We start from the raw sequence: 23,137 nt of genomic DNA, 5'->3' as shown, positions 1-23,137 counted from the left end.
AAAAAGGGGTGCGAAGCCGGGCTGATAGGTCGAAAACTCGTATTATCCCGCAAACCGCGCGCGATCCGGCAGCTGGCCGTCCGGCCAGTGGCGCGGCGGGTGGTCGCGCCCTCGGCCGAACGGCCAACGCGGGGATTTTTTGGGCAGCCTGCACGACGACGCGGCTACAATAGCGCCCATGTCAGATCCCCGTTTCGTCCATCTTCGCGTTCACTCCGAATTCTCGATTGCCGACGGCATCGTGCGTCTTGACGACGTCGTCAAGGCGGCGGCCGCGGACGGTCAGGGCGCGCTCGCCCTCACCGATCTCGGCAACGCGTTCGGCCTCGTCCGTTTCTACAAGGAAGCCCGCGGCAAGGGCATCAAGCCGATCGCCGGCTGCGACGTCTGGATCGCCAACCCGGACGACCGCGACAAGCCGTCGCGGCTGTTGCTGCTCGTCAAGGACAAGCGCGGCTACCTGAATCTCTGCGAACTGCTGTCGAAGGCGTGGCTCACGAACCAGTATCGCGGCCGCGCGGAACTGGACGCGAGCTGGCTCGACGGCGAGCTCGCGCAGGGCCTGCTCGCGCTGTCGGGCGCGCAACAGGGCGACATCGGCCTCGCGCTCGCGGCCGGCAACGAGGAAGCGGCGCGCCGTCACGCGGCGCGCTGGGCGAAGGTGTTTCCGGGCGGCTTCTACATCGAGCTGCAGCGTTATGGCCAGCCGGGCGCCGAGGCGTACATCCAGCAGGCGGCGACGCTTGCCGCGGAGCTGAAGCTGCCGGTCGTCGCGACGCATCCGACGCAGTTCATGACCGACGACGATTTCACCGCGCACGAGGCGCGCGTGTGTATCTCGGAAGGCGACATCCTCGCGAATCCGCGGCGCCAGAAGCGCTTCACGACCGACCAGTACTTCCGCACGCAGGACGACATGGCCGCGCTGTTCGCGGACCTGCCGTCCGCGATCGCGAACACGGTCGAGATCGCGAAGCGCTGCAACCTGACGCTCGAGCTCGGCAAGCCGAAGCTGCCGCTGTTCCCGACGCCGGACGGCATGTCGCTCGACGAGTACCTGATCCAGCTGTCGAAAGAAGGGCTCGAAAAACGGCTCGAGCAGCTGTATCCGGATGCCGCCGAGCGCGACGCGCAGCGCGACACGTACTACCAGCGGCTCGAGTTCGAGTGCGGGACCATCACGAAGATGGGCTTCCCGGGCTACTTCCTGATCGTTGCCGACTTCATCAACTGGGCGAAGAACAACGGCGTGCCGGTCGGCCCCGGGCGGGGTTCGGGCGCCGGTTCGCTCGTCGCGTACGCGCTCGGCATCACCGATCTCGATCCGCTGCGCTACAACCTGCTGTTCGAGCGCTTCCTGAACCCGGAGCGGGTGTCGATGCCCGACTTCGACATCGACTTCTGCCAGCACGGCCGCGATCGCGTGATCCAGTACGTGAAGGAGAAGTACGGCGCGGATGCGGTGTCGCAGATCGCGACGTTCGGCACGATGGCCGCGAAGGCGGCCGTGCGCGACATCGGGCGCGTGCTCGACCTCGGCTACATGTTCACCGATGGCATCGCGAAGCTGATCCCGTTCAAGCCGGGCAAGCACGTGACGATCGCCGACGCGATGAAGGAGGAGCCGCAGCTCCAGGAGCGCTACGACCACGAGGACGAAGTCCATCAGCTGCTCGATCTCGCGCAGCGCGTCGAAGGCCTGACGCGCAACGTCGGGATGCACGCGGGCGGCGTGCTGATCGCACCCGGCAAGCTGACCGATTTCTGCCCGCTCTACACGCAGGGCGACGACGGCGGCGTCGTCAGCCAGTACGACAAGGACGACGTCGAAGCGGTCGGCCTCGTGAAGTTCGACTTTCTGGGCCTCACGACGCTGACGATCCTCGACTGGGCCGAGCGCTACATCCGCCGGCTCGATCCGTCGAAGGCCGACTGGTCGCTCGCGCAGGTGCCGCTCGACGATCCCGCGTCGTTCCAGATCCTCAAGAAGGCCAACACGGTCGCCGTGTTCCAGCTGGAAAGCCGCGGCATGCAGGGCATGCTGAAGGATGCGCAGCCCGACCGCTTCGAGGACATCATCGCGCTCGTCGCGCTGTACCGTCCGGGCCCGATGGACCTGATCCCGAGCTTCTGCGCGCGCAAGCACGGCCGCGAGATCGTCGAGTATCCGGACGACCGCGTCGTTCCCGTCCTGAAAGAGACCTACGGCATCATGGTCTATCAGGAGCAGGTGATGCAGATGGCGCAGATCATCGGCGGTTACTCGCTCGGCGGCGCGGACTTGCTGCGCCGCGCGATGGGCAAGAAGAAGCCCGAGGAGATGGCCGAGCATCGCGAGATCTTCGCCGAGGGTGCCGCGAAGAACGGCCTCACGCGCGAGAAGTCCGACGAAATCTTCGACCTGATGGAGAAGTTCGCGGGCTACGGCTTCAACAAGTCGCACGCGGCGGCCTATGCGCTGCTCGCGTACTACACCGCGTGGCTGAAGGCGCACCATCCGGCCGAATTCATGGCGGCCAACATGACGCTCGCGATGGACGACACCGACAAGGTGAAGATCCTGTTCGACGATTGCGTCGTGAACAACCTTGCCGTGCTGCCGCCGGACATCAACCAGTCGCATTACCGTTTCGAGCCGGTCGCGGAAGCGGACGGCAAGCGCTCGCGCACGATCCGCTATGGCCTCGGTGCGGTGAAGGGCAGCGGCCAAAACGCGATCGAGGAAATCCTGCGCGCGCGCGAGGAGAAGCCGTTCGCCGACCTGTTCGATTTCTGCGAGCGGATCGACCGGCGCGTCGTGAACCGCCGCACGATCGAGGCGCTGATCCGCGCGGGCGCGTTCGATTCGCTGAACGCGAACCGCGCGCAGTTGCTCGCATCGGTGTCGCTCGCGATGGAGGCGGCTGACCAGGCCGAGGCGAACGCAATGCAGGCGGGCCTGTTCGACATGGGCGCCGAGTCGCCGCACGCGCACGCGCTCGTCGACGAGCCGGCCTGGGACGACAAGCGCCGCCTGCAGGAAGAGAAGGGCGCGCTCGGCTTCTATCTGTCCGGCCACCTGTTCGACGCGTATCGCGGCGAGGTGCGGCGCTTCGTGCGCCAGAAGGTCGGCGAACTGAAGGAAGGGCGCGACAAGCTCGTCGCCGGCGTGATCGCGTCGCTGCGCACGCAGATGACCCAGCGCGGCAAGATGCTGATCGCGCTGCTCGACGACGGTTCAGGCCAGTGCGAGATCACGATCTTCAACGAGCAATTCGAGGCAAACAAGGCGCTGTTCAAGGAAGACGAACTGCTGATCGTGCAGGGGCAGGCGCGCAACGATGCGTTCACGGGCGGCATCCGCTTCACCGCCGACACGGTGATGGACCTCGAGCGCGCACGCAGCCGCTACGCGCAGGCCGTGCGGCTGACGATGAACGGCAACGCGGACGCGGCCGCGCTGCGCCGCGTGCTCGAGCCGCATGTATCGAAGGACGAGCCGTCGGCGGCAGGTGCCGTCGACGCGCCTGCGCCGCGCGGCGGGCGCGACGGCGGCCGCCGGCAACCGCCGCCGCCGCTGCCGAACGGTCTCGCGGTCCAGATTCACTACAGCAGCGCCCGTGCGCAAGGCGAAATGCGCCTTGGCGACGCGTGGCGCGTGAAGCCGAGCGACACGCTGCTCGCGGAGCTGCGCGCGGCGTTCGGCGGCAGCATCGTCGAGATCGCGTACTGAGCGGCCCGGGGCCACTGACGTGTCGCGGCGGCTGCGCGACGCCGACCGGCTGCGGCGCCCGCTCGAAAATACAGACCGTCATGACAGCAAGAATGGCTAACGACAATTCGACGGCGCGGATCCTCGTGATCCGGATAGATTTTCTGGGCGACATGCTGTGCACGACGGCGTTTCTCGGCGCGCTGAAGCAGCGCTGGCCCGGCGCGGAGCTGCACGTGGTCGCCAATACGTACAACGCGGGCGTACTGGCCGGCAACCCGGACGTGCATACGGTGCACAAGTACGTGTACAGCCGGCAGTGCGAGCGTAACGATCGTCCGGGCCGATGGCGGGCCATCGTGGACCGGCTGCGGCTCGTGCGCCGCCTGCGCCGCCTGCGCTTCGACCTGGTGGTCGTCCCCAACGGCGGGATGCACCGGAGCAGCGTGCAGTTCGCGCGGCAGCTCGGCGCGAAGGATTGCCGCTGGCACGACGCGGAGTCCGAGTTCGACGACCGCCAGCCCGAGCATGTCCGCACCCGGCCGATGCGCCATGAAGCATTGTCCGGATTCCAGCTCGTGCCTGAACTGGCGCGAACCGACATCGAAGGTCTCGCGCTGTTCGCGTACCCGAACCGCGCGCGGCAGGACGTGTGGCATCGCCTGCTCGGTCCGCGCACGCTGCCGCGAGTCGGCCTGTTCGTATCGAACAAGGCGGCCGAGCGGCGCTGGAGCGGGGACAAATGGCGGGACCTGAGCAGGCGGCTCGGCGGGCTCGCCGACGTGATCGTGTTCCGCGATCCGGCGGGCGCGGACGATCGCGACGCGTGGGGTGATTTGGCCGTGCGGCATGTCGCGCCGGCGTCGGTCGCCGATCTGATTGCGGCCGTGAGCCTGCTCGACGTCGTCGTGTCCGCCGATAGCGCGCCGGTGCACCTGGCGTCGGCGCTCGGCGTGCCGGTCGCCGCGTTGTTCGAGGACCGGCCGGAGAAATACCTGCGCTGGCATCCGCTCGGCGTGCCGCATGTGATCCTGCGAGCCGGAGCGGCGGTCGACGCGATTGAAGTCGACGCGGTCGAGCGGGCGGTTCGTGATCTGCTCCAGCCCACCGAGCGCGGCGATGTCGCGGCTGCCGAGCCGGTTCTCGGGATGCCGGCGCCGACCGCAACGACGGCAACGCCCGCAACGCCCATATCGGCAGCAACCGCTTCGTAACTCTCGCTCGCTCGCCGCGCGGCGCGCCGGATTCCCGCCGCGCCGCGGCCCCCACACGGCCCGCGCCGGTTGCCGCAAAATCCTGTACATTGCCAGCCTTGTTCGCCAGCCAGATAGACGGATCGATTGCCTTGGCCCTGTTTTCTCCCGCCCGCCCGCCCAGAACCATCCTCGTTGCAGCACCGCGCCGCATCGGCGACGTGCTGCTGACGACACCGCTCGTGCGCTCGCTGAAAGCCCGCTGGCCGGACGCGCAGATCGACATGCTGGTGTTTCGCGGCACCGAGGGCGTGCTCGAGCACAATCCGGACCTGCGCCACGTGATCGTGGTCGCGCAGCGCGCCGGGTTCCGCGAACGGCTGCGCGACGCGCTATCGATGTGGCGCCGCTACGACCTCGCATGCGCAGCGCTGAGTTCCGACCGGCCGCGCTTCTACAGCTGGTTCGCGGGCCGCAAGCGGGTCGGCCTCGTCGATCCGGACCGCGTCACCTGGCTGACCCGGATGATGCTGCACGGCATCGCGATCAATCATCACCAGTCCGCGCACACCGTCGTGAGCACGCTGGCGCTCGCGCCCGTCATCGGCATCGAGCCCGTCTCCGAAGTCGTCGCGCCCGGCATCGGCGACGATCCCGCGCGGCGCGCGCGGTTCGACGCGTGGCTCGCCGAGTCACCCGCGGTGCGCGACGGCAAGCCGCTCGTCGTCCTGCATCCGTATCCGATGTTCCGCTACAAGCAGTGGCGCTCCGATGGCTGGGTCGAGATGATCGACTGGCTGCGCGCCCACGGGTTCGCGGTCGCGCTGTCCGGCGGCCCGGCACAGGGCGAGCGCGATTACGCGGCGCACGTGGCCGCCGACGCGGGCGGCGACGTGCTGAATCTCGTCGGCCGCCTCACGTTCGGCGAGAGTGCGGAACTCGTGCGGCGCGCGCGGCTGTTCATCGGGCCCGACACGGGCGCGACACATGTCGCCGCGGCCACCGGCACCGACACGATCGCACTGTTCGGGCCGTCCGATCCCGTGCGCTGGGGGCCATGGCCGCAGCACTGGCCCGCGACCGAGAATCCGTGGCCGCTGCGCGGCTCGGGCCGGCACGGCAACGTTTATCTGCTGCAGGGAGAGGGCGATTGCGTGCCATGCCGGCACGAGGGCTGCGAGCGCCACGTCGACAGCCGCAGCGACTGTCTCGTCAACCTGAGTGCGCAGCGCGTGAAGGCCGCGGCGGCCGAGATGCTCGGGCTCGCTGCGCCGGACGTGACGGCCGTCGTCGACGCGTCGCGGTTGAGCCGCGACAACGCGAGCCGGGCCGCGACCGGTTCGGCAAAAGACTGATCAGGGCGTCCGGCATGCCCGGCCGGCCTGAGCGCGGCGGCTCACGGACACTTCATTGACGGTGACCGGCGCGACCGGCGTCAGGCGCTTCGCCTGATCGCCGACGTTTCGCGCGGCAGCACGGCGCCGCGCTCGCTGCAACCGACCAGGATGCCCGCGAGCAGCACGATCAGGTGACCTTCGGCGAAGTCGAGCAGCAGCGAATTCGCGAGGCTGCCGATCGCGAAGATTGCGAGCCACGCGAGCAGCAGGTGCCGCGAGCGCGGATCGAGCGCGCGGCTGCCGCGTGCGATCTGCACGATCAGGTTGATGAACAGCAGCACGCCGACCGTGCCAAGCTGGACGGCCATCAGCAGGTACTCGTTGTGCGGGTTCGACGTGAGCTGGCCTTCGGCGGCGGACTTGCCTGCCGTCAGCTTCTGGAACTCGAACTCGAGGCCGCCCGCGCCGTAACCGATCACCGGCCGCGCGCGATACAGTTCGAGCCCCTTCTTGTACCACTCGAGCCGCAGCCCGGTCGACGTGGCCGCATCGCTCTGCCGGTATTGCTGCACTTCGGACACGACCTTCACGAGCCGGCCGCCGTGAATCGTACACGCGGCGACGACGAGCGCCGCTGCCGCGACGACCAGCGCGCCCGCGGCAAGGCCCGCGCGCAGCGCCGAGCGCATGCGCAGCGCGAGCACGAAACGCAGTGCGACGACGAGGATCAGCAGCAGCGCGATGACCTGCCCCGTGCGTCCCTGCAGCATCACGAACACATTGACGAGCGACCACGCGGCGATGCCGGCGAACGCGGCACGGGACAGCGCCGTGCGGGCCGTCAGCGCGAGATCGGCCGCCTGGTAGAACAGCAGCGCGCCGAACATGCCGGCCGCGATGTGATTCTTGAACACCCACGCGCGCGACAGCGGCAGTTCGGTCGCATGCGCGGGCCCGATCGCGGTGAGCCCGAGGTAGTTCGTCGTCGACAGCACGAGGATCACGCACAGCGTGCCGAACCAGCAGCGCCGCACGATTGGCGCCCAGTTCGAATGGCGGAACGCGAGCACGGCGAACGGCAGCAGCAGCAGCTTGTCGTACTTCGCGACCCAGCCCCACGCCTTGTCATGCGGCGCGACGGTGTACACGACGCTTGCGGTCAGCGCGGCCATCAGCAGCAGCGCCGCGAGCGACGCGGGGTCGGTGACGAGCGAGCGCAGGTCGCGCCAGAATTCGGGCGCGATCACGAGCGCGACCGCGAACAGCGCGCAGAACACGTTCGTCAGCGCGGTCGAGACGGGCACCATGCATAGCGCGGCGACGGCGAATGCGCGGGCGGCGGTCAGGCGCCGCGAAGCGGGAGCGGAAAACGAAAGCATCGAAACCTGTCGGATAGGCGGTTGCGGCATGCGTGCACGATGCGGCGCGCCACGCGTCCCGGCGGCAGACGCGGGGACAAACTGCGGCGGGGACAAACCGCGCAGTATACGCGAACCACCGGGCATTTCCGTGGGGTTTCGGGGGACGCTTCAGCTGAATGCGCGCTTGATCCTGGAGCGCAGCAGCGCGCGCTTGAGCCGGCCAACGACTGCCGGCGTGTCGAGCGCGACGCGCGTGCCGGCCGGCTCGCCGCGGTGCAGGTAGTAGCGGTCGAAGGTCGCCTGCGTCATGCCCCATTTGTTGAGGAACTGGCGACGGCCGTCGTTCTTGACGATCTTGCCCGTGCTCTTCTGCTGGAAGTGGTAGACGAGGCTGTCGCCGACGCCGACGAAGATCCGGCAGCCGGCGTCCCAGAATTTCATCGAGAAGTCGTTGTCGCTGCTCATGCCGGGCGACAGCTCGCTGCTGTAGCCGCCGATGCGGTTCCACCAGTCGCGGTGCACGAGCGTCGGCGGCCAGGTCGAGCCGAGCCAGTCCGCGCGTACGAGCTTCGGTGCGGCCGCGACGAGGCCTGCCGCGTCGAAATGCTCGGCGTCCCGGCCGAAATCGCTGACGACGACGCACGGATTGCGCGTGTCGACCGGCTCGACCATCGTGCCGGACAGCATGAACAGGTCGGTCGGCATCTGCCCGATGCGCCGCACGAGCGCCGCATCCCAGCCGGGGCAGCAGAACATGTCGTCGTTCATGTAGACGACGTAGTCGCGTGTCGCGCGCGCCGCGGCGAGGTTCACCGCGTGGCAGATGCCGATGTTGGCCGGCGATGCCGTGTATTCGATGCCTTCGCTGCGGACCCAGTCGAGCGTGCCGTCCGAGCCGTCGTTCACGTGCACGATGATCTGGTGCTCGTACGCGGAATGCCGGCGCAGGCTGTCGATGACGAGCTTGAGGTACGGCAGGTTGTTCCAGGTCGGGATGATGATGGAGAACATGGCGGTCGGAATCGGTGGTCGTCGTGTCGGGCGGCGCGCGGGGCGGCCTCGTCGGCGCGCGCCTGGCGCGCAGGCAGCCCGGCATTGTACCGCCGCCGCCGCGCGCCGTCGGTGGTCAGCGGATCAGTGGCTCAACGGCTCAACGGCCCAGCGGCCCAGCGGCTCAGTGGCTTAGCGACCCGGTTCGTGGCCGAGCTTCAGGAACCGGTAGTAGACGGTTTCGGCGTTGAACACGGCGATCATGAAGCCCGCGCGCCCGTCGAGAAAGCCGCGCCGCAGCACGTAGGTCCGCACGAACGCCCACAGGCCGCGCGCGACGGCCTTGCCGAAGCCGCCGTGCTGGCCGGCCGCGCGGCGCTGTCGCGCGCCCGCGGTCGAGTACGCGTCGAGCTTGCGCACCACCGTCTCGAAATCCTCGTACGAGTAATGCATCAGCTTGCCTGTGAGGCGTTGCGCGGGCGTGTCGAACACGAGGCGCTCGTGCACGAGGTCATCGGAGAAGCGCGCAGCTCCTTGCCGGAACAGGCGCGGCACCCAGTCCGGGTACCAGCCGCTGTGGTGGATCCACTGGCCGCAGAAGCTCGACAGCCGGTCGAGCGCATAGACCTGGGCGGCCGGCTGCCGGAGCGCGGCGCGGATCGACTGCGCGAGTTCCGGGCTGACAATTTCGTCGGTGTCGAGCGACAGGATCCAGTCGGTCGAGAGCGCGTCGAGCGCACGGTTCTTCTGCGCGCCGAAGCCGGGCCAGTCGGTCCGCACGATCACGCGCGCGCCGTGCGCCTGCGCGATCGCGACGGTGTCGTCGGTGCTGCCGCCGTCGATCACGACGACGTCGTCGGCGAACGCCAGCGCGTCGAGGCACTGCGCGAGCCGTGCGGACGCGTTGAGGGCGATGAGGGCGACGCCGAGGGAGGGTTCTGCCATGAAATCGTCGGAGGGATGGAGGATACGGTGAGCGGCAGTATACCCGCGCTACCCAAGCCGCCACCGCCCGCCGCCGTCGGCAGCGGCCATGCCGGCAAGGACGGTGCGGCTATAATGTTGGGCCTTTTATGTTGGGCCTTTTCGGCACCCGCCCGGCGGGGTCGGAGACCCGGTCGACCTCGTCCCCGGGCGCCGCGACGCCGCTCAAGAAGGATTGCCTTGGATACTCAGAACACGCTTCGCAAACCCATCGACCCGGCCGGCACATCGCCGGCCTCGGTCTTCAAGCGCCTGTGGCCGTACATCAAGCCGCTCATCGGCATCGTGGTGCTCGCCGTGATGACGATGGGCGTCGTCGCGGCGACGGAAGCCGGGATCCCGGCGCTGCTCAAGCCGCTCCTCGACCACGGCTTCGGCTCGCACGGCAGCGACCGCGCGAAGTGGTACGTGCCGGCCGCGGTGATCGGCCTCGCGTTCGTGCGCGCGGTGTCGCAGTACACGTCGAACTACCTGCTCAACTACGTCTCGAACCGGATCCTGCTGCAGCTGCGGCTCGAGATGTTCAAGCGGATGATCCACACCGGCGCGTCGTTCTTCCAGCGCGAAACGGCGAGCACGGTGATCAACGCGATCGTGTTCGAGGTCAACCAGATCCTGTCCGTGCTGACGGGCGTGATGGTCACGCTGGTGCGCGACTCGCTGACGGTGATGTTCCTGCTCGGCTACCTGTTCTACCTGAACTGGCGGCTCACGCTGATCGTCGCGGTGATCCTGCCCGGCATCGGCTGGCTCGTCAGCAAGATCAACCGCCGGCTGCGGCGCCTGAACCGCGAGCACCAGACGCTCACCAACGAGCTGTCGTACATCGTCGAGGAGACGGTCGGCGGCTACAAGGTCGTCAAGGTGCACAACGGCGAATCGTACGAGATCGACCGCTTCACGACGATGAGCAAGCGCCTGCGCGGCTATGCGATGCGGATGACGATCTCGGGCGGGCTCGCGCAGCCGCTCACGCAGTTCCTCGCGTCGATCGCGCTCGCGGTCGTGATCACGATCGCGGTCGTGCAGTCGTCGAACGACCAGACGACGGTCGGCGGCTTCGTCGCATTCGTCACGTCGATGCTGCTCGTGATCTCGCCGCTCAAGCACCTGATCGACGTGAACCAGCCGCTGCAGCGCGGGATGACGGCCGCCGAGCTGATTTTCGGCCTGATCGACGAGCCGGCCGAGCCGCAGGGCGGCGGGCGGCCGCTGCCGCATGCGCGCGGCGAGATCGAGTTCCGCAACGTGTCGTTCGACTACGGCGCGTCCGAGCGGCCGACGCTCGACCGGATCTCGTTCAAGGTCGCGCCGGGCGAGATGGTCGCGCTCGCCGGGCCGTCCGGCAGCGGCAAGACGACGCTCGTGAACCTGCTGCCGCGCTTCTTCGACCCGACGGGCGGCGCGATCCTGCTCGACGGCGTGCCGGTTGCCGACTACGACCTTCATGCGCTGCGCAGCCAGATGGCGATGGTGAGCCAGGACGTCGTGCTGTTCAACGATACGGTCGCCGCGAACGTCGCGTACGGCCAGACGCCGGATCGCGCGCGCGTGCAGGCCGCGCTCGAGGCCGCGAACCTCGCCGACGCGGTCGCCGCGATGCCCGACGGGCTCGACACGATCGTCGGCGGCAACGGCATGCGGCTGTCGGGCGGCCAGCGGCAGCGTCTCGCGATCGCGCGCGCGATCTACAAGGATGCGCCGATCCTGATCCTCGACGAAGCGACGTCGGCGCTCGACTCGGAATCGGAACGCCACGTGCAGGCGGCGCTCGAGCGGCTGATGGAAGGCCGCACGACGCTCGTGATCGCACACCGGCTGTCGACGATCGAGCGCGCGGACCGCATCCTCGTGCTCGAGGCCGGCAAGATCGCCGAAGAGGGCAGCCACGACGAGTTGCTGCGCGTCGGCGGCCTGTATGCGCACCTGCACCGGATCCAGTACCAGCAACAGGCGGCCTGAGCGGCGCGCGGCCCGGCGCGCGCCGACGTTGCGCCGGCCTCGCGCCGCTGCGCTACCTGCGCCGGAACCAGCGCCGCTCGATTTTCGCCATCCCCCAGCACACGCCGAGCGCACAGACCGTGCCGAGCGTCACTTCACCGAGCCGCATGAGCGGAATGTCCCACAGCGGGCCGCTGCCCGGGAACAGCATCACGATCGTCGCGGTGACGCCGCCGAGCCGCGCGGCACTGCCGACGTTCAGGCACCAGCAGCAGACGATCACGACCGCGACCGCGACCGCATAGGCGAGCATGTCGTGGCCGCCGCCGAACGCCGCGCCCGCGAAGCCGAGCACGCCGCCGACCATCGCGCCGACGAACTGGTCGCGCGACAGCGACATCGTGTCCGAATAGTTGTGCTGCGTGACCGCGATCGCGGTGATCGCCGCCCACACCGCCTGTTCGGTGTGCAGCGCGCGGCCGATCCCGTATGCGAGGCACGCGCCGCAGACAGCCTGCAGCGCCATCAACCCGCCTTGCGCGAGCCGCTCGCGCAGCGACAGCCCCTTGAACAGGTCGAAGATCGATTGCTGGATCTGCTGCCGGGTTTCGTCGAGTGTCCTGAGCGTATTCATCGTCGTGCTGTCATGAAACGGAAGAGGGCGGCGCGCGGGGCGCGTCAGTGCGCCTGCTCGGGCGATGCGGCGGCGGGCTCCTCGGCCGCGTCGTCGCCGTTCACGACCCGCGTTTCCGGCATCACGAGCCACACCAGCAGCACCGCGAGCGCGCCTGCCGCGGCGAGCCCGAAGAAGCTGACCGCATTGCCGAAATGGTCGGCGACATAGCCGGCCGCCGCCGTGCTGAAGGTCGCGCCGATCCCCGCCGCGAGGCCGAACAGGCCGATGCACAGGTTATAGCGGCCCTTGCCGCCCGCGACGTCCGCGGCGATCAGCGGCAGCATCACGCCGAACACGGCGGCGCTGATGCCGTCGAGCATCTGCACCGGCACGAGCAGGTACGGGCTGCTGACGCCGGCGAACAGCAGCGCGCGCACCGGCAGTGCCGAGAAGCCGAGCAGCAGGATCGGCCGGCGGCCCCAGCGCTGCGCGGAGCGGCCGACCCACGGCGACAGCATCGCGACGATCGCCTGCGGCACGATGATGCATGCGGCGATCACGAGCTGCACGTTGTCGCCCATGCCGGCCGTCACTTCGCCGGCCGCGAGGTTGAGCATCGCCGCGTTCGACAGGTGGAACAGCACGACACACGCGGCGAAGATCAGCATGCGCCGGTCGCGCAGCAGCTCGAGCAGCGTCTCGCGCGGCTCGCCGTCGCCATCGTCCCGGCTGTCCCGGTTGTCCTTGTTGTCCTTGTCGTCGTGCCGGCTCCCGCCGTGCGGGATCACGGTATGGGTCGGCTGGATCATCGCGAGCGCGAACAGCGCGGGCACCGCGAGCACCGCGGTCAGCCAGAACACCGCGCGCGCGGAAAAATACTCGCCGGTGAGCCCCATCAGGCCCGCCGCGACCGCGCTGCCGATCGACGCCCAGCGCGCGTTGCGGCCGAGCCGGTCGCCGAGGTCCGCGCGGCCGACCAGCGAGAACGAGATCGCGGCCATCGCCGGCACCAGCATGCAGCTCGCGAAGCCGTGGAACACCTCGGCCGCGATCACCGGCACGATGGTCGGGCTCGCGGCGAGCAGCACCGCGGACAGGATGATCGCCGCGATCGCCCACGCGGCGGCGCCTTTCTTGTTTTTCAGCGCGTCGACGGCCGCGCCGCCCGGCACCTGGCTCACCATCGCGCTGATCGTGCCGATCGACAGCACCATGCCGATCTCGCCCTGCGTCCACTTGTGCGACGCAAGGTACGACGCGATGAAGGGGCCGAAACCCGTTTGAACGTTTGCGACGAAAAAGTTGAGCCAGTCGAGGGCCCGGAGACTGCGCACGCTGACGGTATGCTTGATCGTCATCGGGCAACACTCGCAGACGAAGCCGGCGCGGCGGCGGTGGCCGGCGGCGAGACCGCGACGATCGGCTTGTCGGCCGCGTAGGGCGGCGATGCCTTGATCTGCGCGTCGTTCAGGTCGAGCTGCGGATGCAGCGCCTTGTCGCGCGTGACGAAGCGCAGCGCGGCCCAGTTCGCGGCGATCGAGCGGCGATCGGTATTGACGAACCCGCCGAGGTCGAGCACGACGGCCTGCGGTTGTGCGTCACGGTCGATCAGCACGTCGACCACGCGGCCGATCTTCGTGCCATTCGGCCGTTCGACGTCGCTGTCGAGCATCGGCAGCCGCGTCGCGGGCGATGCCGCGGCCGAGCCCGACAGCGGCACGGCCTTCGGCCGCGCGGCCGGCGGCAGGTCGCCCGACGGCACGTCGAGCACGATCGGCTCATGCTTGCCGCCCGGCGTGAAGCGGAACACGTTCCACGGGAAGATGACCTTGCGGTCGCCGACGCCCATGAAACCCTGAAGGTTGACGACCATTTCACGCGGCTTGCCGCTCGCGTCGGCCACCATGTCGACCGCGCGGCCGATCACCTTGCCGTTGCGGCGCGCGACTTCGCTGTCGAGCAGCGCATGGATCTGGGTGCGGTCGAGCGCGCGTGTCGCGACGAGCGGCGCTGGCGGTGGGGGCGGCGGGGGCGGCGCTTCGGGGCGCTGCACGGGCTTCGGCCGCGTCACCTCGCGGTGCGGCTTCTTCGGCGTTTCCGGTTCCTCCGGCTGTGTCGGAGCCGGCACGGGCGGCATCGTCAGCGGCTCGCCGGCGGTCTCCTCGACCGGTTCGACGAGCGCCTCGCTGATCGGCGCGGGCGGGCTCTGGGTCGGCAGCAGCCCGCAGCCGGACAGCAGCGCGGCGGCGAGGAGCAGGAAGACCGTCGAGGACGGGAACGACATGCGGGACGCGGGAAGAAGCGGATATCCGCCGCTCATTGAAACTCACTCCAAGGGTCGGGACGTGCCCGGAGGCACGCGGCTGGCGATGGATGGCGGGTGCGGGCGGCGCACCGCGCGAGGGGAGAGTTTAACGTGTCTCGCGGGAAAGGCTGATGAAGGAGGGGGACGCTTCGCCGTGAAGCGGCAAGAAATACGGTGTTGCGGTGCGGCCGGCGGGATGGGACGGGACGATCCGGAGGCGCCCGGCAACGCGCGGAGTGGCCGGCCTCGTCGCAACCGGCCCGCTTGCGGCCCCTTTCGTCGCACCGATCGACGGCGAAGGGGCCGCGCGCATCAATTGTTACTTGACGAGCCCGCCGAGCGTGGCCGTGACGGGTGCGAGCAGCCCGCCGCCGGTCTTCGCGAGCGTGCCGCCCGAGCTGCTGCCCGTCAGCCCACCGGCGGGCGAACCGCCGGTGGCACCCGAGACTGCGCCGGTCACGGTGCCGACAGCCGACGTGAGCGCGCCCGTCGCGCTGCCGCCGCCCGTTGCGCCGCCGAGCGCGCCGGTCGCCGTCGACACGAGACCCGTCACCGGCGCGAGCGGATTGGCCGCGCCCGTTGCACCGCCGCCGCCGAGCAGCGCGGTGCCCGCGGTCGCGACCGTGTTGCCGGTGGCCGTCACCACGTTGCCGACGCCGGTCGTGACCGGGTTGTTGCCGGTCTTCGCGATCGTCGTGCCGGCGCTCGCGACGCCGTTGCCGACAGTCGTGACGATGTTCGTGAGCGGCGCGCCGAGCGGCGTGCCCGATCCGACCGTCTGCGTGAGCGAGCCGACCGTCGACGTGATCGGCGTGATCGCCGAGCTCGCGGCCCCCGTGACCTGCGCGACCGGGCCCGTCGACAGCTGCGTGCCGAGCGTCGCGCCACCTCCCGCGAGCGTGTTGCCGAGCGTTGTGATCGCGCCGCCGACCGGCGACGTGACGGGTGCGAGCGGCGACAGCGCCGAACCGCTGCCGCCGAGGCTCGACACGACGCCGCCGGTTGCCGCGACCGCGTTGCCGAGATTCGTGACCACGCCGCCCGTGCTCGCGACCGTCGTGCCGACCGGATTCGACGACGCGCCGAGTTGGCCGAGCCCCGAGCCGATGCCGTTGCCGAGCGTCGTTACGGCGGCGCCCGCGTCCTGCACGACGGTGCCGAGACCTTGCGTCGTCGCGGGGCTCGCACCCGGCAGCGACTGGCCGGCGATCGCCGTGCCGACGCCGGAGACCGCGCCGCCCGCGGCGGTCACGATGTTGCCTGACGCCGCCGCAGTCTGGCCGATTGCATTGGCCGACGCGCCGCTGCTGCCTGATGTGCTGCCGGTGGTGCCGCCGGTCGTGCTGCCGGTCGTGGTGGTGCCGCTGCCGCTCGCGCTGCCGGAACCGCTGCCGCTGGCCGAGCCGTTGCCGGCGGCGCCGGTCGTGGCGGTCGTGTCGCTCGAACCGGAACCGGAGCCGCCGGTGCCCTGGCTCAGCGAGCCGGAGCCGCCGCACGCGGACAGCGAGAGCAGGGCCGCGACGCCCGCTGCGATCAGGGTCGTTCGGAGTGCTTGGCGATTAACGTTCAGCATGGTCGTGTCTTCCTCGTGTCGAATCAATGGAGCGGGGGTCAGGCGGGCATCGCCGTCGGCAATGCGTCGCTGGCGAACATCTCGCCGAAGTGTGGTGGATGGGGGCGGCATGTCATCGGTTGTCTCCCTGTCTGGCCTGTCGTCGTGCCGTGATGTTTTGCCTGGTCGGAATCCGGATCGCGTTTGAAACGAACGGCTGACATTCTTTCGTATTGCTTTCCGATCGCGCCGTGATTCATCGGATTCTTCGCGATCAGAGTAGGGGAACGGGCGCGAGACTTCCTTTAACCATCGTTAAATTGAAGTAAGCGTCCGATTCATTCGCGCGGTCGGGGAATGCGATGTCAACGCGGTCGCGGATCGCAGCGGGAGGAGGGAAAGGAGGAGAGGCAGCGCAGCGGGAGAGGGGGGAGCAGGCAGGCGCGGCTGCGGTGCGCGTGCGCGCGGCAGCGGCCTGCCCTCGACAGCCGGGCGCGTGGCCGCGGCCGTCGATGCGGCGGGACGCTCAGGCCTCGGGATACCAGGCGTCGGTGAAAGCGCCGAGCTCGACCTGTGCGAGTTCCGGCCGTGCGCCGAGCCACGCGCGTACTGCTTCGCGATCCGCTTCCGTCGTCGTGCCGCGCGGCGCGCCGGAGATCACGTACGCGTTGATGTCTTCTTCCGCGGACGCGACGGTCAGCAACCCGTTCGCTTCGACGAAGTCGATGAACGCGTCGATCAGTTCGCCGCGTTCGAGGTCGCTCGGTTCGCCGCGGAATTGCGCGGACACGGTGAAGGCCAGTTCCTGGAATTCGCCGATGTGGAGTTTCTTGCGCTGGCGCCGGTTGTGTTGCTTGCTCATGGTGTTGGATGCGTGAGTGTCTGGGTGGAAAGGGAAATGCTGCGCGCGGCGGCCGGATGGTCGCGCTTTACATCAGCACGATGTCATATTGCTCCTGGCTGAGATTCGACTCGACCTGCAGCGATACGGGCTTGCCGATGAAGTCGATCAGCATCGCGAGATGCTGCGACTCTTCATCGAGGAACAGGTCGATCACCTGCTGCGCGGCGATCACGCGGAACTCGCGCGGATTGAACTGGCGCGACTCGCGCAGGATCTCGCGCAGGATGTCGTAACACACAGTGCGTGACGTCTTCACCTGGCCCTTGCCCTGGCAGGTCGGGCACGGCTCGCACAGCACGTGCGCGAGCGATTCGCGCGTGCGCTTGCGCGTCATCTCGACGAGCCCGAGTTGCGAGAAGCTGTTGACCGTCACGCGCGTGCGGTCGCGCGACAGCGCCTTCTTCAGCTCGGAGAGCACCGCGTCGCGATGCTCGGCGTTCTCCATGTCGATGAAGTCGATGATGATGATCCCGCCGAGGTTGCGCAGCCGCAATTGCCGCGCGATCGTGTGCGCGGCCTCGAGGTTGGTCTTGAAGATCGTGTCGTCGAAGTTGCGCGCGCCGACGTAGCCGCCGGTGTTCACGTCGATCGTCGTCATCGCCTCGGTCTGGTCGATCATCAGGTAGCCGCCCGACTTCAGGTCGACGCGGCGCGACAGCGCGCGCTGGATCTCGGTCTCGATGTTGTACAGGTCGAACAGCGGCCGCTCGCCCGTGTAGTGGTGCAGCTTCGGGCTCACGGCCGGCGTGAACTCGGCCGCGAATTCGGAAAGGCGCTGGTAGGTCTCGCGCGAATCGACCTGGATGCGTGTCGTGTCGTCGTTCGCGAAATCGCGCAGCACGCGCTGCGCGAGGTCGAGATCCTGATACAGCAGGCTCGTTGCCGGCAGCCGCTGCGCCTGGGCCACGATCGTCGTCCAGGTCTTGCGCAGGTAGGTGACGTCGCCGGCCAGTTCGTCGGAAGTCGCGTCCTCGGCGATCGTGCGCACGATGTAGCCGCCTTTCTCGTCCGGCGGGATCACCGCGGTCAGCCGCGCGCGCACGGCCTCGCGCTCGGCCTCGCTCTCGATCTTCTGCGAGATGCCGATATGCGGCTCCTGCGGCAGGTAGACGAGCGTGCGGCCCGCGATGCTGACCTGCGTCGACAGTCGCGCGCCCTTCGTGCCGATCGGATCCTTGATTACCTGGACCATCAGCGTCTGGCCTTCGAACACCGTCTTCTCGATCGGCTGGTGCGGCGTGCTCGCCTGCGGCTCGCCGGCGAGGCGCGGCTGCCAGATGTCGGCGACGTGCAGGAATGCCGCGCGCTCGAGGCCGATGTCGATGAACGCCGACTGCATGCCGGGCAGCACGCGCACGACCTTGCCGAGATAGATGTTGCCGACCCGCCCGCGCGACAGCGTGCGCTCGACGTGAAGCTCCTGCACCGCGCCTTGCTGGACGAGTGCGACCCGCGTTTCCTGCGGCGTGAGGTTGATCAGGATTTCTTCGTTCATGGTGGAATTCAGAAGTCGACGCGCGCAGCGCGCAGCAGCGCGGCAGTCTCAAAAAGGGGCAGACCCATGATACCCGAATGGGAACCGGCGATTCGCTCGACGAACTCGGCTGCGCGCCCCTGGATCGCGTATGCGCCAGCCTTGCCGAACGGCTCGCCGGTCTCGACGTAGCGCGCGAACGCGTCGCGCGGCGCGGCCGCGAAGCGTACCGACGAGCGCGACAGCGCCGGCGGCAGCAGCTCGCCGCGCGCGTCGACGACGGCCACCGCGGTCAGCACTTCGTGCTCGCGCCCGCCAAGGCGGGTGAGCATCGCGAGCGCGTCGGCGGGGTCGGCGGGCTTGCCGAGGATCGCGCCGTCGATCGTCACGGTGGTGTCGGCCACGAGCAGCGGCGCGGCGGGCTTGCCGCTCGCGACGAGGCGCGCGCGCGCGGCGTGCGCCTTCGCGACGGTCACGCGCAGCACGTAGTCGTCGGCGGTTTCGCCGGGCAGCTCGGCTTCGAGCGCTTCGGCGTCTTCGTCGGGGCGGGGCAGCAGCAGGTCGAAGCGCACGCCGATCTGCTGCAGCAGCTCCTGGCGGCGCGGACTTTGCGAAGCGAGGTAAAGGGTCGGGAACAGCTCGGAGGAAATGCGGGACGGCATGGTGTCGTTATCTCGTTGGGCGCGTGGGGCGCGCGTCGCGAGGACGACGCGTCATGCGCGGTGATAGGGGTGATTCTGCGTGATGCTCCACGCCCGGTAAAGCTGTTCGGCGAGCAGCACGCGCACCATCCCGTGCGGCAGCGTCATGCTCGAGATGCGCAGCAGCAGGTCGGCGCGCGCCTTCAGCTCCGGATCGAGGCCGTCGGCGCCACCGATGATGAAGGCGACGTCGCGGCCGTCCTGCTGCCAGCCGGGCAGCGCCTGCGCGAGCTGCATCGTGGTCCAGTCGCGGCCGCGCTCGTCGAGCGCGACGATCCGCGCGTTCTTCGGCAGCGCGGCCTCGATCTTCTGCCGCTCGGCGGCCATCACGCTTTCGGCGCTGCGGCCGCCGGAACGCAGTTCCGGCTTGATCTCGCGCAACTCGATGCGCAATTCGGGTGGCATCCGCTTCGCATATTCGTCGAAGCCGGACGCGATCCAGCCGGGCATCTTGTGGCCGACCGCGAGGATGAAGAGCTTCATCGGGACGATTCGTAACGACTCAGCGGCGGCGCGCGGTGGTCTTGCGCGCCGGGCGTGCCGGTGCTTCTTCCTCGTCTTCCTCGTCGTCGGCCTGCGCTGCCGCCGCACCGTTCGGCGCCTTGCCGCCGCCGAGCTTCATGCGCACCGGCTTGTCGCCCCAGATTTCCTCGAGGTTGTAGTACTGGCGCAGCGCGGGTTGCAGGATGTGCACCACGGCGTCGCCGCAGTCGACGAGCACCCATTCGCCGGTGTCCTCGCCTTCGGAGCTGACGACGTCGCCGCCGGCTTCCTTGACCTTGTCGCGCACGTTCGACGCGAGCGCCTTGGTCTGGCGGTTCGACGTGCCGGACGCGACGATCACGCGGTCGAACAGTTCGGTGAGGTGGGCCGTGTTGAACACTTTGATGTCTTGCGCCTTGACGTCTTCGAGGGCGTCGACGATCACGCGCTGCAGTTTGCGAATATCCATGAGATCAGGACTGGTAGAGATGATGTTGAAGAATATAGGCCCACACGGAGGGCGGCACGTGCTCGGCCGCCGCGTCGGGCATGTGTGCGCGGCGCGCGAGGCAGTCGCGCAGGTGCGCGCGGATGTCGGTCGCGGCGATGTCGAACGCGAGCGTCGTGTCGATCAGCAGGTGCCCGGCCGGCGTGCCCATCAGCACGTCGGCGCCGGCCTGCCGCGCGGCAACTTCCTGCGCGACCGCCTGCGGCGCCGCAGCAAGATCGAAGCCGGGACGGGTTGACACGCAGAGGTGCGCGTAGTCGAACAGCCGCCGCCATTCGTGCCACGTGTCGAGGCGCACGAGCTGGTCGGCGCCGATCAGCAGCGACAGCGACGCATCGGGCCCGACACGTGCGCGCCAGCGCGCGAGCGTATCGACCGTATAGGTCGGCCCCGCGTGCTCGATCTCGTCGGTCGCGACGCTGATCGTCGCGCCGGGCAGCGCGAACGTCTGCGCGGCGGCACGCGTCATCGCGAGCCGGTGCTCGGCCGCGGACACGTCGCGCTTCTGATACGGCTGCCCGGCGGGCAGCAATACGAGCTCGGTCAGGCCGAGCACCTCGGCGAAGCGGCGCGCGAGCGCGAGGTGGCCGTCATGGATCGGGTCGAACGTGCCGCCCAGCAGGCCAATGCGACGCAAGAGCGGGCGCGGCAGCGGGGCGGGTCGGGCGGTGGTGTCCAGAAACGGGTCCTTTCAGTTACGTGTGTTGCGTTTGTTGCTGTCGTTGCAGTGGCGCGCGGGGCTCAGACCCAGTCGCGCGGCACGATGAAGTCGCTGTACAGACGCGCTTCCGGCGAGCCCGGCTCGGGCTGCCAGTTGTAGCGCCAGTTCGCGACGGGCGGCATCGACATCAGGATCGACTCGGTCCGGCCGCCGCTTTGCAGGCCGAAGTGCGTGCCGCGGTCGAACACGAGGTTGAATTCGACGTAGCGGCCGCGGCGATACGCCTGGAACGCGCGCTCGCGCTCGCCGTACGGCGTGTCGCGGCGGCGCTCGACGATCGGCAGGTACGCGGCGAGGAACGCATCGCCGACGCTCTGCATCATCTCGAACGCGCGTTCGAAACCGGGCTCCGCGAAATCGTCGAAGAAGATTCCGCCAATGCCGCGCGCTTCGTTGCGGTGCTTCAGGAAGAAATACTCATCGCACCACTTCTTGAAGCGCGGATACAGGTCCGCACCGAACGGATCGAGCGCGTCCTTGCAGGTCTGGTGGAAGTGTCGCGCGTCGTCCTCGAAGCCGTAAATCGGTGTCAGATCCATGCCGCCACCGAACCAGAACACCGGCTCCTCGCCGGGCTTCGTCGCGATCAGCATCCGCACGTTCATGTGCACGGTCGGGCAGTACGGATTGCGCGGGTGCAGCACGAGCGACACGCCGATCGCCTCGAAGCCGCGGCCCGCGAGCTGCGGGCGCGCCGCGCTCGCCGACGGCGGCAGCGCGTCGCCCGCGACGTCGGAAAAGCCGATGCCCGCGCGCTCGAACACCTGTCCGTCTTCGAGGATGCGCGTGCAGCCGCCGCCACGCAGCTGCTCGCCAGGCGCGCGCTGCCACGTGTCGGTCGCGAGCGGCGTGCCGTCGAGTGCGCCGAGCGCGTCGGCGATACGCGTCTGCAAGCCTTGAAGGTACGCGCGCACGCGCGCCACGTCGTAGGTCGAATCGGTCATGTCAGGACTGGGTGCCCCCTTCGGAAAAGGGTGTGCATAAAAATGCATCTGCCGGGCATTCTATCGAACCCCGGCAGAGGAGGGCGCCGCCGCGACAGGCGGCGCCGGTTGCCAACGTCACGCGCTCTTGCGGTTCAGCGCGCGGTAGCCGATGTCGCGGCGGTACTGCATGCCTTCGAAATTGATCTGGTTGATCGTGTCGTATGCATGCTGCTGCGCTTCGCGCACCGAATCGGCGAGGCCGACCACGCACAGCACGCGGCCGCCCGACGTCGTCAGCTTGTCGCCGTCGAGCGTCGTGCCCGCGTGGAACGTCACCGCCTGTTCGGTCTCGGCCGGAATGCCGTTGATGCGGTCGCCCTTGCGCGGCGAGTCCGGATAGCCGTGCGCGGCCAGCACGACGCCGAGCGCGGTGCGGCGGTCCCAGTCGAGCTCGACCGTGTCGAGCGTGCCTGCGATCGCCTGCTCGACGACCTTCGAGAAATCGCTCTTCAGGCGCGCCATGATCGGCTGCGTTTCCGGGTCGCCCATCCGGCAGTTGAATTCGAGCGTGCGCGGATTGCCTTCCTTGTCGATCATCAGGCCTGCGTACAGGAAGCCCGTGAAGCGGATGCCGTCCTTCTCCATCCCGCGCACGGTCGGCATGATGATCTCGCGCATCACGCGCGCGTGCATCTGCGGCGTGACGATCGGGGCAGGGGAATACGCGCCCATGCCGCCCGTGTTCGGGCCGCGGTCCTCGTCGAGCAGGCGCTTGTGGTCCTGGCTGGAAGCCAGCGCGAGCGCATGCTTGCCGTCGACCATCACGATGAAGCTCGCTTCCTCGCCGTCGAGGAACTGCTCGATCACGACGCGCGCGCCGGCGTCGCCGAGCTTGTTGCCCGACAGCATCATGTCGACGGCTTCGTGCGCTTCTTCCAGCGTCATCGCGACGACGACGCCCTTGCCCGCGGCGAGGCCGTCGGCCTTGACGACGATCGGCGCACCCTTCGCGTCGATGTACGCATGCGCGGCGGCTGCGTCGGAGAAGGTTTCGTACTCGGCGGTCGGGATGCCGTGACGCTTCATGAACGCCTTCGCGAAATCCTTCGAGCTTTCGAGCTGCGCCGCTTCGCGGGACGGGCCGAAGATCTTCAGGCCGCGCGCGCGAAACAGGTTGACGATGCCGGCCGCGAGCGGCGCTTCCGGGCCGACGAGCGTGAACGCGACGCCTTCGCTTTCCGCGAAATCGGCGAGCGCGTCGAGCGACGTGATGTCGATATTCTTCAGACGCTCGTCCTGCGCCGTGCCGCCATTGCCGGGCGCGACGTAGACCATCTGGACGCGCGGCGCCTGCGCGAGCTTCCACGCCAGCGCATGTTCGCGACCGCCGGAACCGACGACGAGTAGTTTCATGGGATTCCCCGCAGACTAGAAAACAGGGCGGCCGGCA

The 23,137-nt window shown here is 68.9% G+C and carries 20 protein-coding genes; 4 read left to right on the top strand and 16 right to left on the bottom strand.

Annotation, left to right across the window (positions count from 1 at the left end; genetic code table 11):
• Positions 1-178: 178 nt before the first annotated feature.
• From dnaE to DID96_RS02190, 3 genes are all read left to right on the top strand, one after another.
• Complete coding sequence (gene dnaE, locus DID96_RS02200) at positions 179-3,712, top strand: DNA polymerase III subunit alpha (RefSeq protein WP_124597634.1); 3,534 nt, start codon at positions 179-181, stop codon at positions 3,710-3,712.
• Positions 3,713-3,804: 92 nt separating this feature from the next.
• Positions 3,805-4,905, top strand: coding sequence for a glycosyltransferase family 9 protein (locus DID96_RS02195; RefSeq protein ID WP_124597633.1), 1,101 nt, complete (start codon positions 3,805-3,807; stop codon positions 4,903-4,905).
• A 131-nt stretch (positions 4,906-5,036) separates the two neighbouring features.
• A complete protein-coding gene (locus tag DID96_RS02190; protein ID WP_124597632.1) occupies positions 5,037-6,239 on the top strand; it encodes a glycosyltransferase family 9 protein in 1,203 nt (400 codons plus the stop codon).
• A gap of 80 nt (positions 6,240-6,319) precedes the next feature.
• Here DID96_RS02190 and DID96_RS02185 read toward each other — a convergent pair whose 3' ends face one another.
• The 3 genes from DID96_RS02185 to DID96_RS02175 all read right to left on the bottom strand — a co-directional run bounded on the left by DID96_RS02185 (position 6,320) and on the right by DID96_RS02175 (position 9,517).
• A complete protein-coding gene (locus DID96_RS02185; RefSeq protein WP_124597631.1) occupies positions 6,320-7,600 on the bottom strand; it encodes an O-antigen ligase in 1,281 nt (426 codons plus the stop codon).
• A 150-nt stretch (positions 7,601-7,750) separates the two neighbouring features.
• Positions 7,751-8,593: a glycosyltransferase family 2 protein gene (locus tag DID96_RS02180; protein ID WP_124597630.1), complete on the bottom strand. Its 843-nt coding sequence runs from the start codon at positions 8,591-8,593 to the stop codon at positions 7,751-7,753.
• Between the two features lie 171 nt (positions 8,594-8,764).
• Positions 8,765-9,517 carry a glycosyltransferase family 2 protein gene (locus DID96_RS02175; RefSeq protein ID WP_124597629.1) on the bottom strand — a complete coding sequence of 251 codons (753 nt, stop codon included), beginning with the start codon at positions 9,515-9,517 and terminating at the stop codon, positions 8,765-8,767.
• Between the two features lie 219 nt (positions 9,518-9,736).
• Between DID96_RS02175 and msbA the strand changes: the two genes are divergently transcribed.
• Positions 9,737-11,518: a lipid A export permease/ATP-binding protein MsbA gene (msbA, locus tag DID96_RS02170; RefSeq protein WP_124597628.1), complete on the top strand. Its 1,782-nt coding sequence runs from the start codon at positions 9,737-9,739 to the stop codon at positions 11,516-11,518.
• A gap of 52 nt (positions 11,519-11,570) precedes the next feature.
• Here the strand turns inward: msbA and DID96_RS02165 are convergent, their stop codons facing one another.
• From DID96_RS02165 to purD, 13 genes are all read right to left on the bottom strand, one after another.
• Complete coding sequence (locus tag DID96_RS02165; RefSeq protein WP_124597627.1) at positions 11,571-12,131, bottom strand: aromatic acid exporter family protein; 561 nt, start codon at positions 12,129-12,131, stop codon at positions 11,571-11,573.
• Positions 12,132-12,175: 44 nt separating this feature from the next.
• Positions 12,176-13,471 (bottom strand): MFS transporter, encoded by a 1,296-nt coding sequence (locus DID96_RS02160; RefSeq protein WP_124597626.1) that lies wholly within the window; start codon positions 13,469-13,471, stop codon positions 12,176-12,178.
• Complete coding sequence (locus tag DID96_RS02155) at positions 13,468-14,433, bottom strand: PRC-barrel domain-containing protein (RefSeq protein WP_124597625.1); 966 nt, start codon at positions 14,431-14,433, stop codon at positions 13,468-13,470. The genes DID96_RS02160 and DID96_RS02155 overlap by 4 nt, the downstream gene beginning before the upstream one ends.
• A gap of 304 nt (positions 14,434-14,737) precedes the next feature.
• Positions 14,738-15,991 (bottom strand): collagen-like triple helix repeat-containing protein, encoded by a 1,254-nt coding sequence (locus DID96_RS02150; RefSeq protein ID WP_124597624.1) that lies wholly within the window; start codon positions 15,989-15,991, stop codon positions 14,738-14,740.
• Positions 15,992-16,029: 38 nt separating this feature from the next.
• The gene (locus DID96_RS02145; RefSeq protein WP_124597623.1) at positions 16,030-16,230 is read right to left on the bottom strand and encodes a hypothetical protein; all 201 of its coding nucleotides are present in this window, start codon (positions 16,228-16,230) and stop codon (positions 16,030-16,032) included.
• Between the two features lie 266 nt (positions 16,231-16,496).
• Positions 16,497-16,832, bottom strand: coding sequence for a YggL family protein (locus DID96_RS02140; protein ID WP_124597622.1), 336 nt, complete (start codon positions 16,830-16,832; stop codon positions 16,497-16,499).
• A 67-nt stretch (positions 16,833-16,899) separates the two neighbouring features.
• Positions 16,900-18,369 carry a ribonuclease G gene (rng, locus tag DID96_RS02135; protein WP_124597621.1) on the bottom strand — a complete coding sequence of 490 codons (1,470 nt, stop codon included), beginning with the start codon at positions 18,367-18,369 and terminating at the stop codon, positions 16,900-16,902.
• 8 nt (positions 18,370-18,377) lie between these two features.
• Positions 18,378-19,010 (bottom strand): nucleoside triphosphate pyrophosphatase, encoded by a 633-nt coding sequence (locus DID96_RS02130; protein ID WP_124597620.1) that lies wholly within the window; start codon positions 19,008-19,010, stop codon positions 18,378-18,380.
• 51 nt (positions 19,011-19,061) lie between these two features.
• On the bottom strand, positions 19,062-19,532 hold the full coding sequence (gene rlmH, locus DID96_RS02125; RefSeq protein ID WP_124597619.1) for a 23S rRNA (pseudouridine(1915)-N(3))-methyltransferase RlmH: 471 nt from the start codon (positions 19,530-19,532) through the stop codon (positions 19,062-19,064).
• A gap of 19 nt (positions 19,533-19,551) precedes the next feature.
• Positions 19,552-20,001, bottom strand: a complete 450-nt coding sequence (gene rsfS, locus DID96_RS02120) for a ribosome silencing factor (RefSeq protein ID WP_124597618.1) — start codon at positions 19,999-20,001, stop codon at positions 19,552-19,554.
• A 4-nt stretch (positions 20,002-20,005) separates the two neighbouring features.
• Entirely contained in the window at positions 20,006-20,662 is a 657-nt protein-coding gene (locus DID96_RS02115) for a nicotinate-nucleotide adenylyltransferase (RefSeq protein ID WP_409333754.1), read from the bottom strand.
• 119 nt (positions 20,663-20,781) lie between these two features.
• On the bottom strand, positions 20,782-21,705 hold the full coding sequence (hemF, locus tag DID96_RS02110) for an oxygen-dependent coproporphyrinogen oxidase (protein WP_124597616.1): 924 nt from the start codon (positions 21,703-21,705) through the stop codon (positions 20,782-20,784).
• 117 nt (positions 21,706-21,822) lie between these two features.
• Positions 21,823-23,100, bottom strand: coding sequence for a phosphoribosylamine--glycine ligase (purD, locus tag DID96_RS02105; protein WP_124597615.1), 1,278 nt, complete (start codon positions 23,098-23,100; stop codon positions 21,823-21,825).
• Positions 23,101-23,137: the final 37 nt, after the last annotated feature.

It is taken from the genome of Burkholderia sp. Bp8963 (assembly GCF_003854275.1).
Taxonomy (GTDB): domain Bacteria; phylum Pseudomonadota; class Gammaproteobacteria; order Burkholderiales; family Burkholderiaceae; genus Burkholderia.
This window is presented reverse-complemented; position numbering and strand designations above follow the sequence as displayed.

Excerpts from the sequence above, each read along its gene's own strand:
- DID96_RS02165 (WP_124597627.1), bottom strand. The coding sequence starts at position 12,131 with ATGAATACGCTCAGGACACTCGACGAAACCCGGCAGCAGATCCAGCAA.
- DID96_RS02185 (WP_124597631.1), bottom strand. The coding sequence starts at position 7,600 with ATGCTTTCGTTTTCCGCTCCCGCTTCGCGGCGCCTGACCGCCGCCCGC.
- DID96_RS02175 (WP_124597629.1), bottom strand. The coding sequence starts at position 9,517 with ATGGCAGAACCCTCCCTCGGCGTCGCCCTCATCGCCCTCAACGCGTCC.
- DID96_RS02160 (WP_124597626.1), bottom strand. The coding sequence starts at position 13,471 with ATGACGATCAAGCATACCGTCAGCGTGCGCAGTCTCCGGGCCCTCGAC.
- DID96_RS02180 (WP_124597630.1), bottom strand. The coding sequence starts at position 8,593 with ATGTTCTCCATCATCATCCCGACCTGGAACAACCTGCCGTACCTCAAG.
- purD (WP_124597615.1), bottom strand. The coding sequence starts at position 23,100 with ATGAAACTACTCGTCGTCGGTTCCGGCGGTCGCGAACATGCGCTGGCG.
- DID96_RS02145 (WP_124597623.1), bottom strand. The coding sequence starts at position 16,230 with ATGAATCACGGCGCGATCGGAAAGCAATACGAAAGAATGTCAGCCGTT.
- DID96_RS02130 (WP_124597620.1), bottom strand. The coding sequence starts at position 19,010 with ATGCCGTCCCGCATTTCCTCCGAGCTGTTCCCGACCCTTTACCTCGCT.
- rng (WP_124597621.1), bottom strand. The coding sequence starts at position 18,369 with ATGAACGAAGAAATCCTGATCAACCTCACGCCGCAGGAAACGCGGGTC.
- DID96_RS02140 (WP_124597622.1), bottom strand. The coding sequence starts at position 16,832 with ATGAGCAAGCAACACAACCGGCGCCAGCGCAAGAAACTCCACATCGGC.
- rlmH (WP_124597619.1), bottom strand. The coding sequence starts at position 19,532 with ATGAAGCTCTTCATCCTCGCGGTCGGCCACAAGATGCCCGGCTGGATC.
- hemF (WP_124597616.1), bottom strand. The coding sequence starts at position 21,705 with ATGACCGATTCGACCTACGACGTGGCGCGCGTGCGCGCGTACCTTCAA.
- DID96_RS02150 (WP_124597624.1), bottom strand. The coding sequence starts at position 15,991 with ATGCTGAACGTTAATCGCCAAGCACTCCGAACGACCCTGATCGCAGCG.
- DID96_RS02155 (WP_124597625.1), bottom strand. The coding sequence starts at position 14,433 with ATGAGCGGCGGATATCCGCTTCTTCCCGCGTCCCGCATGTCGTTCCCG.
- rsfS (WP_124597618.1), bottom strand. The coding sequence starts at position 20,001 with ATGGATATTCGCAAACTGCAGCGCGTGATCGTCGACGCCCTCGAAGAC.
- dnaE (WP_124597634.1), top strand. The coding sequence starts at position 179 with ATGTCAGATCCCCGTTTCGTCCATCTTCGCGTTCACTCCGAATTCTCG.
- DID96_RS02195 (WP_124597633.1), top strand. The coding sequence starts at position 3,805 with ATGGCTAACGACAATTCGACGGCGCGGATCCTCGTGATCCGGATAGAT.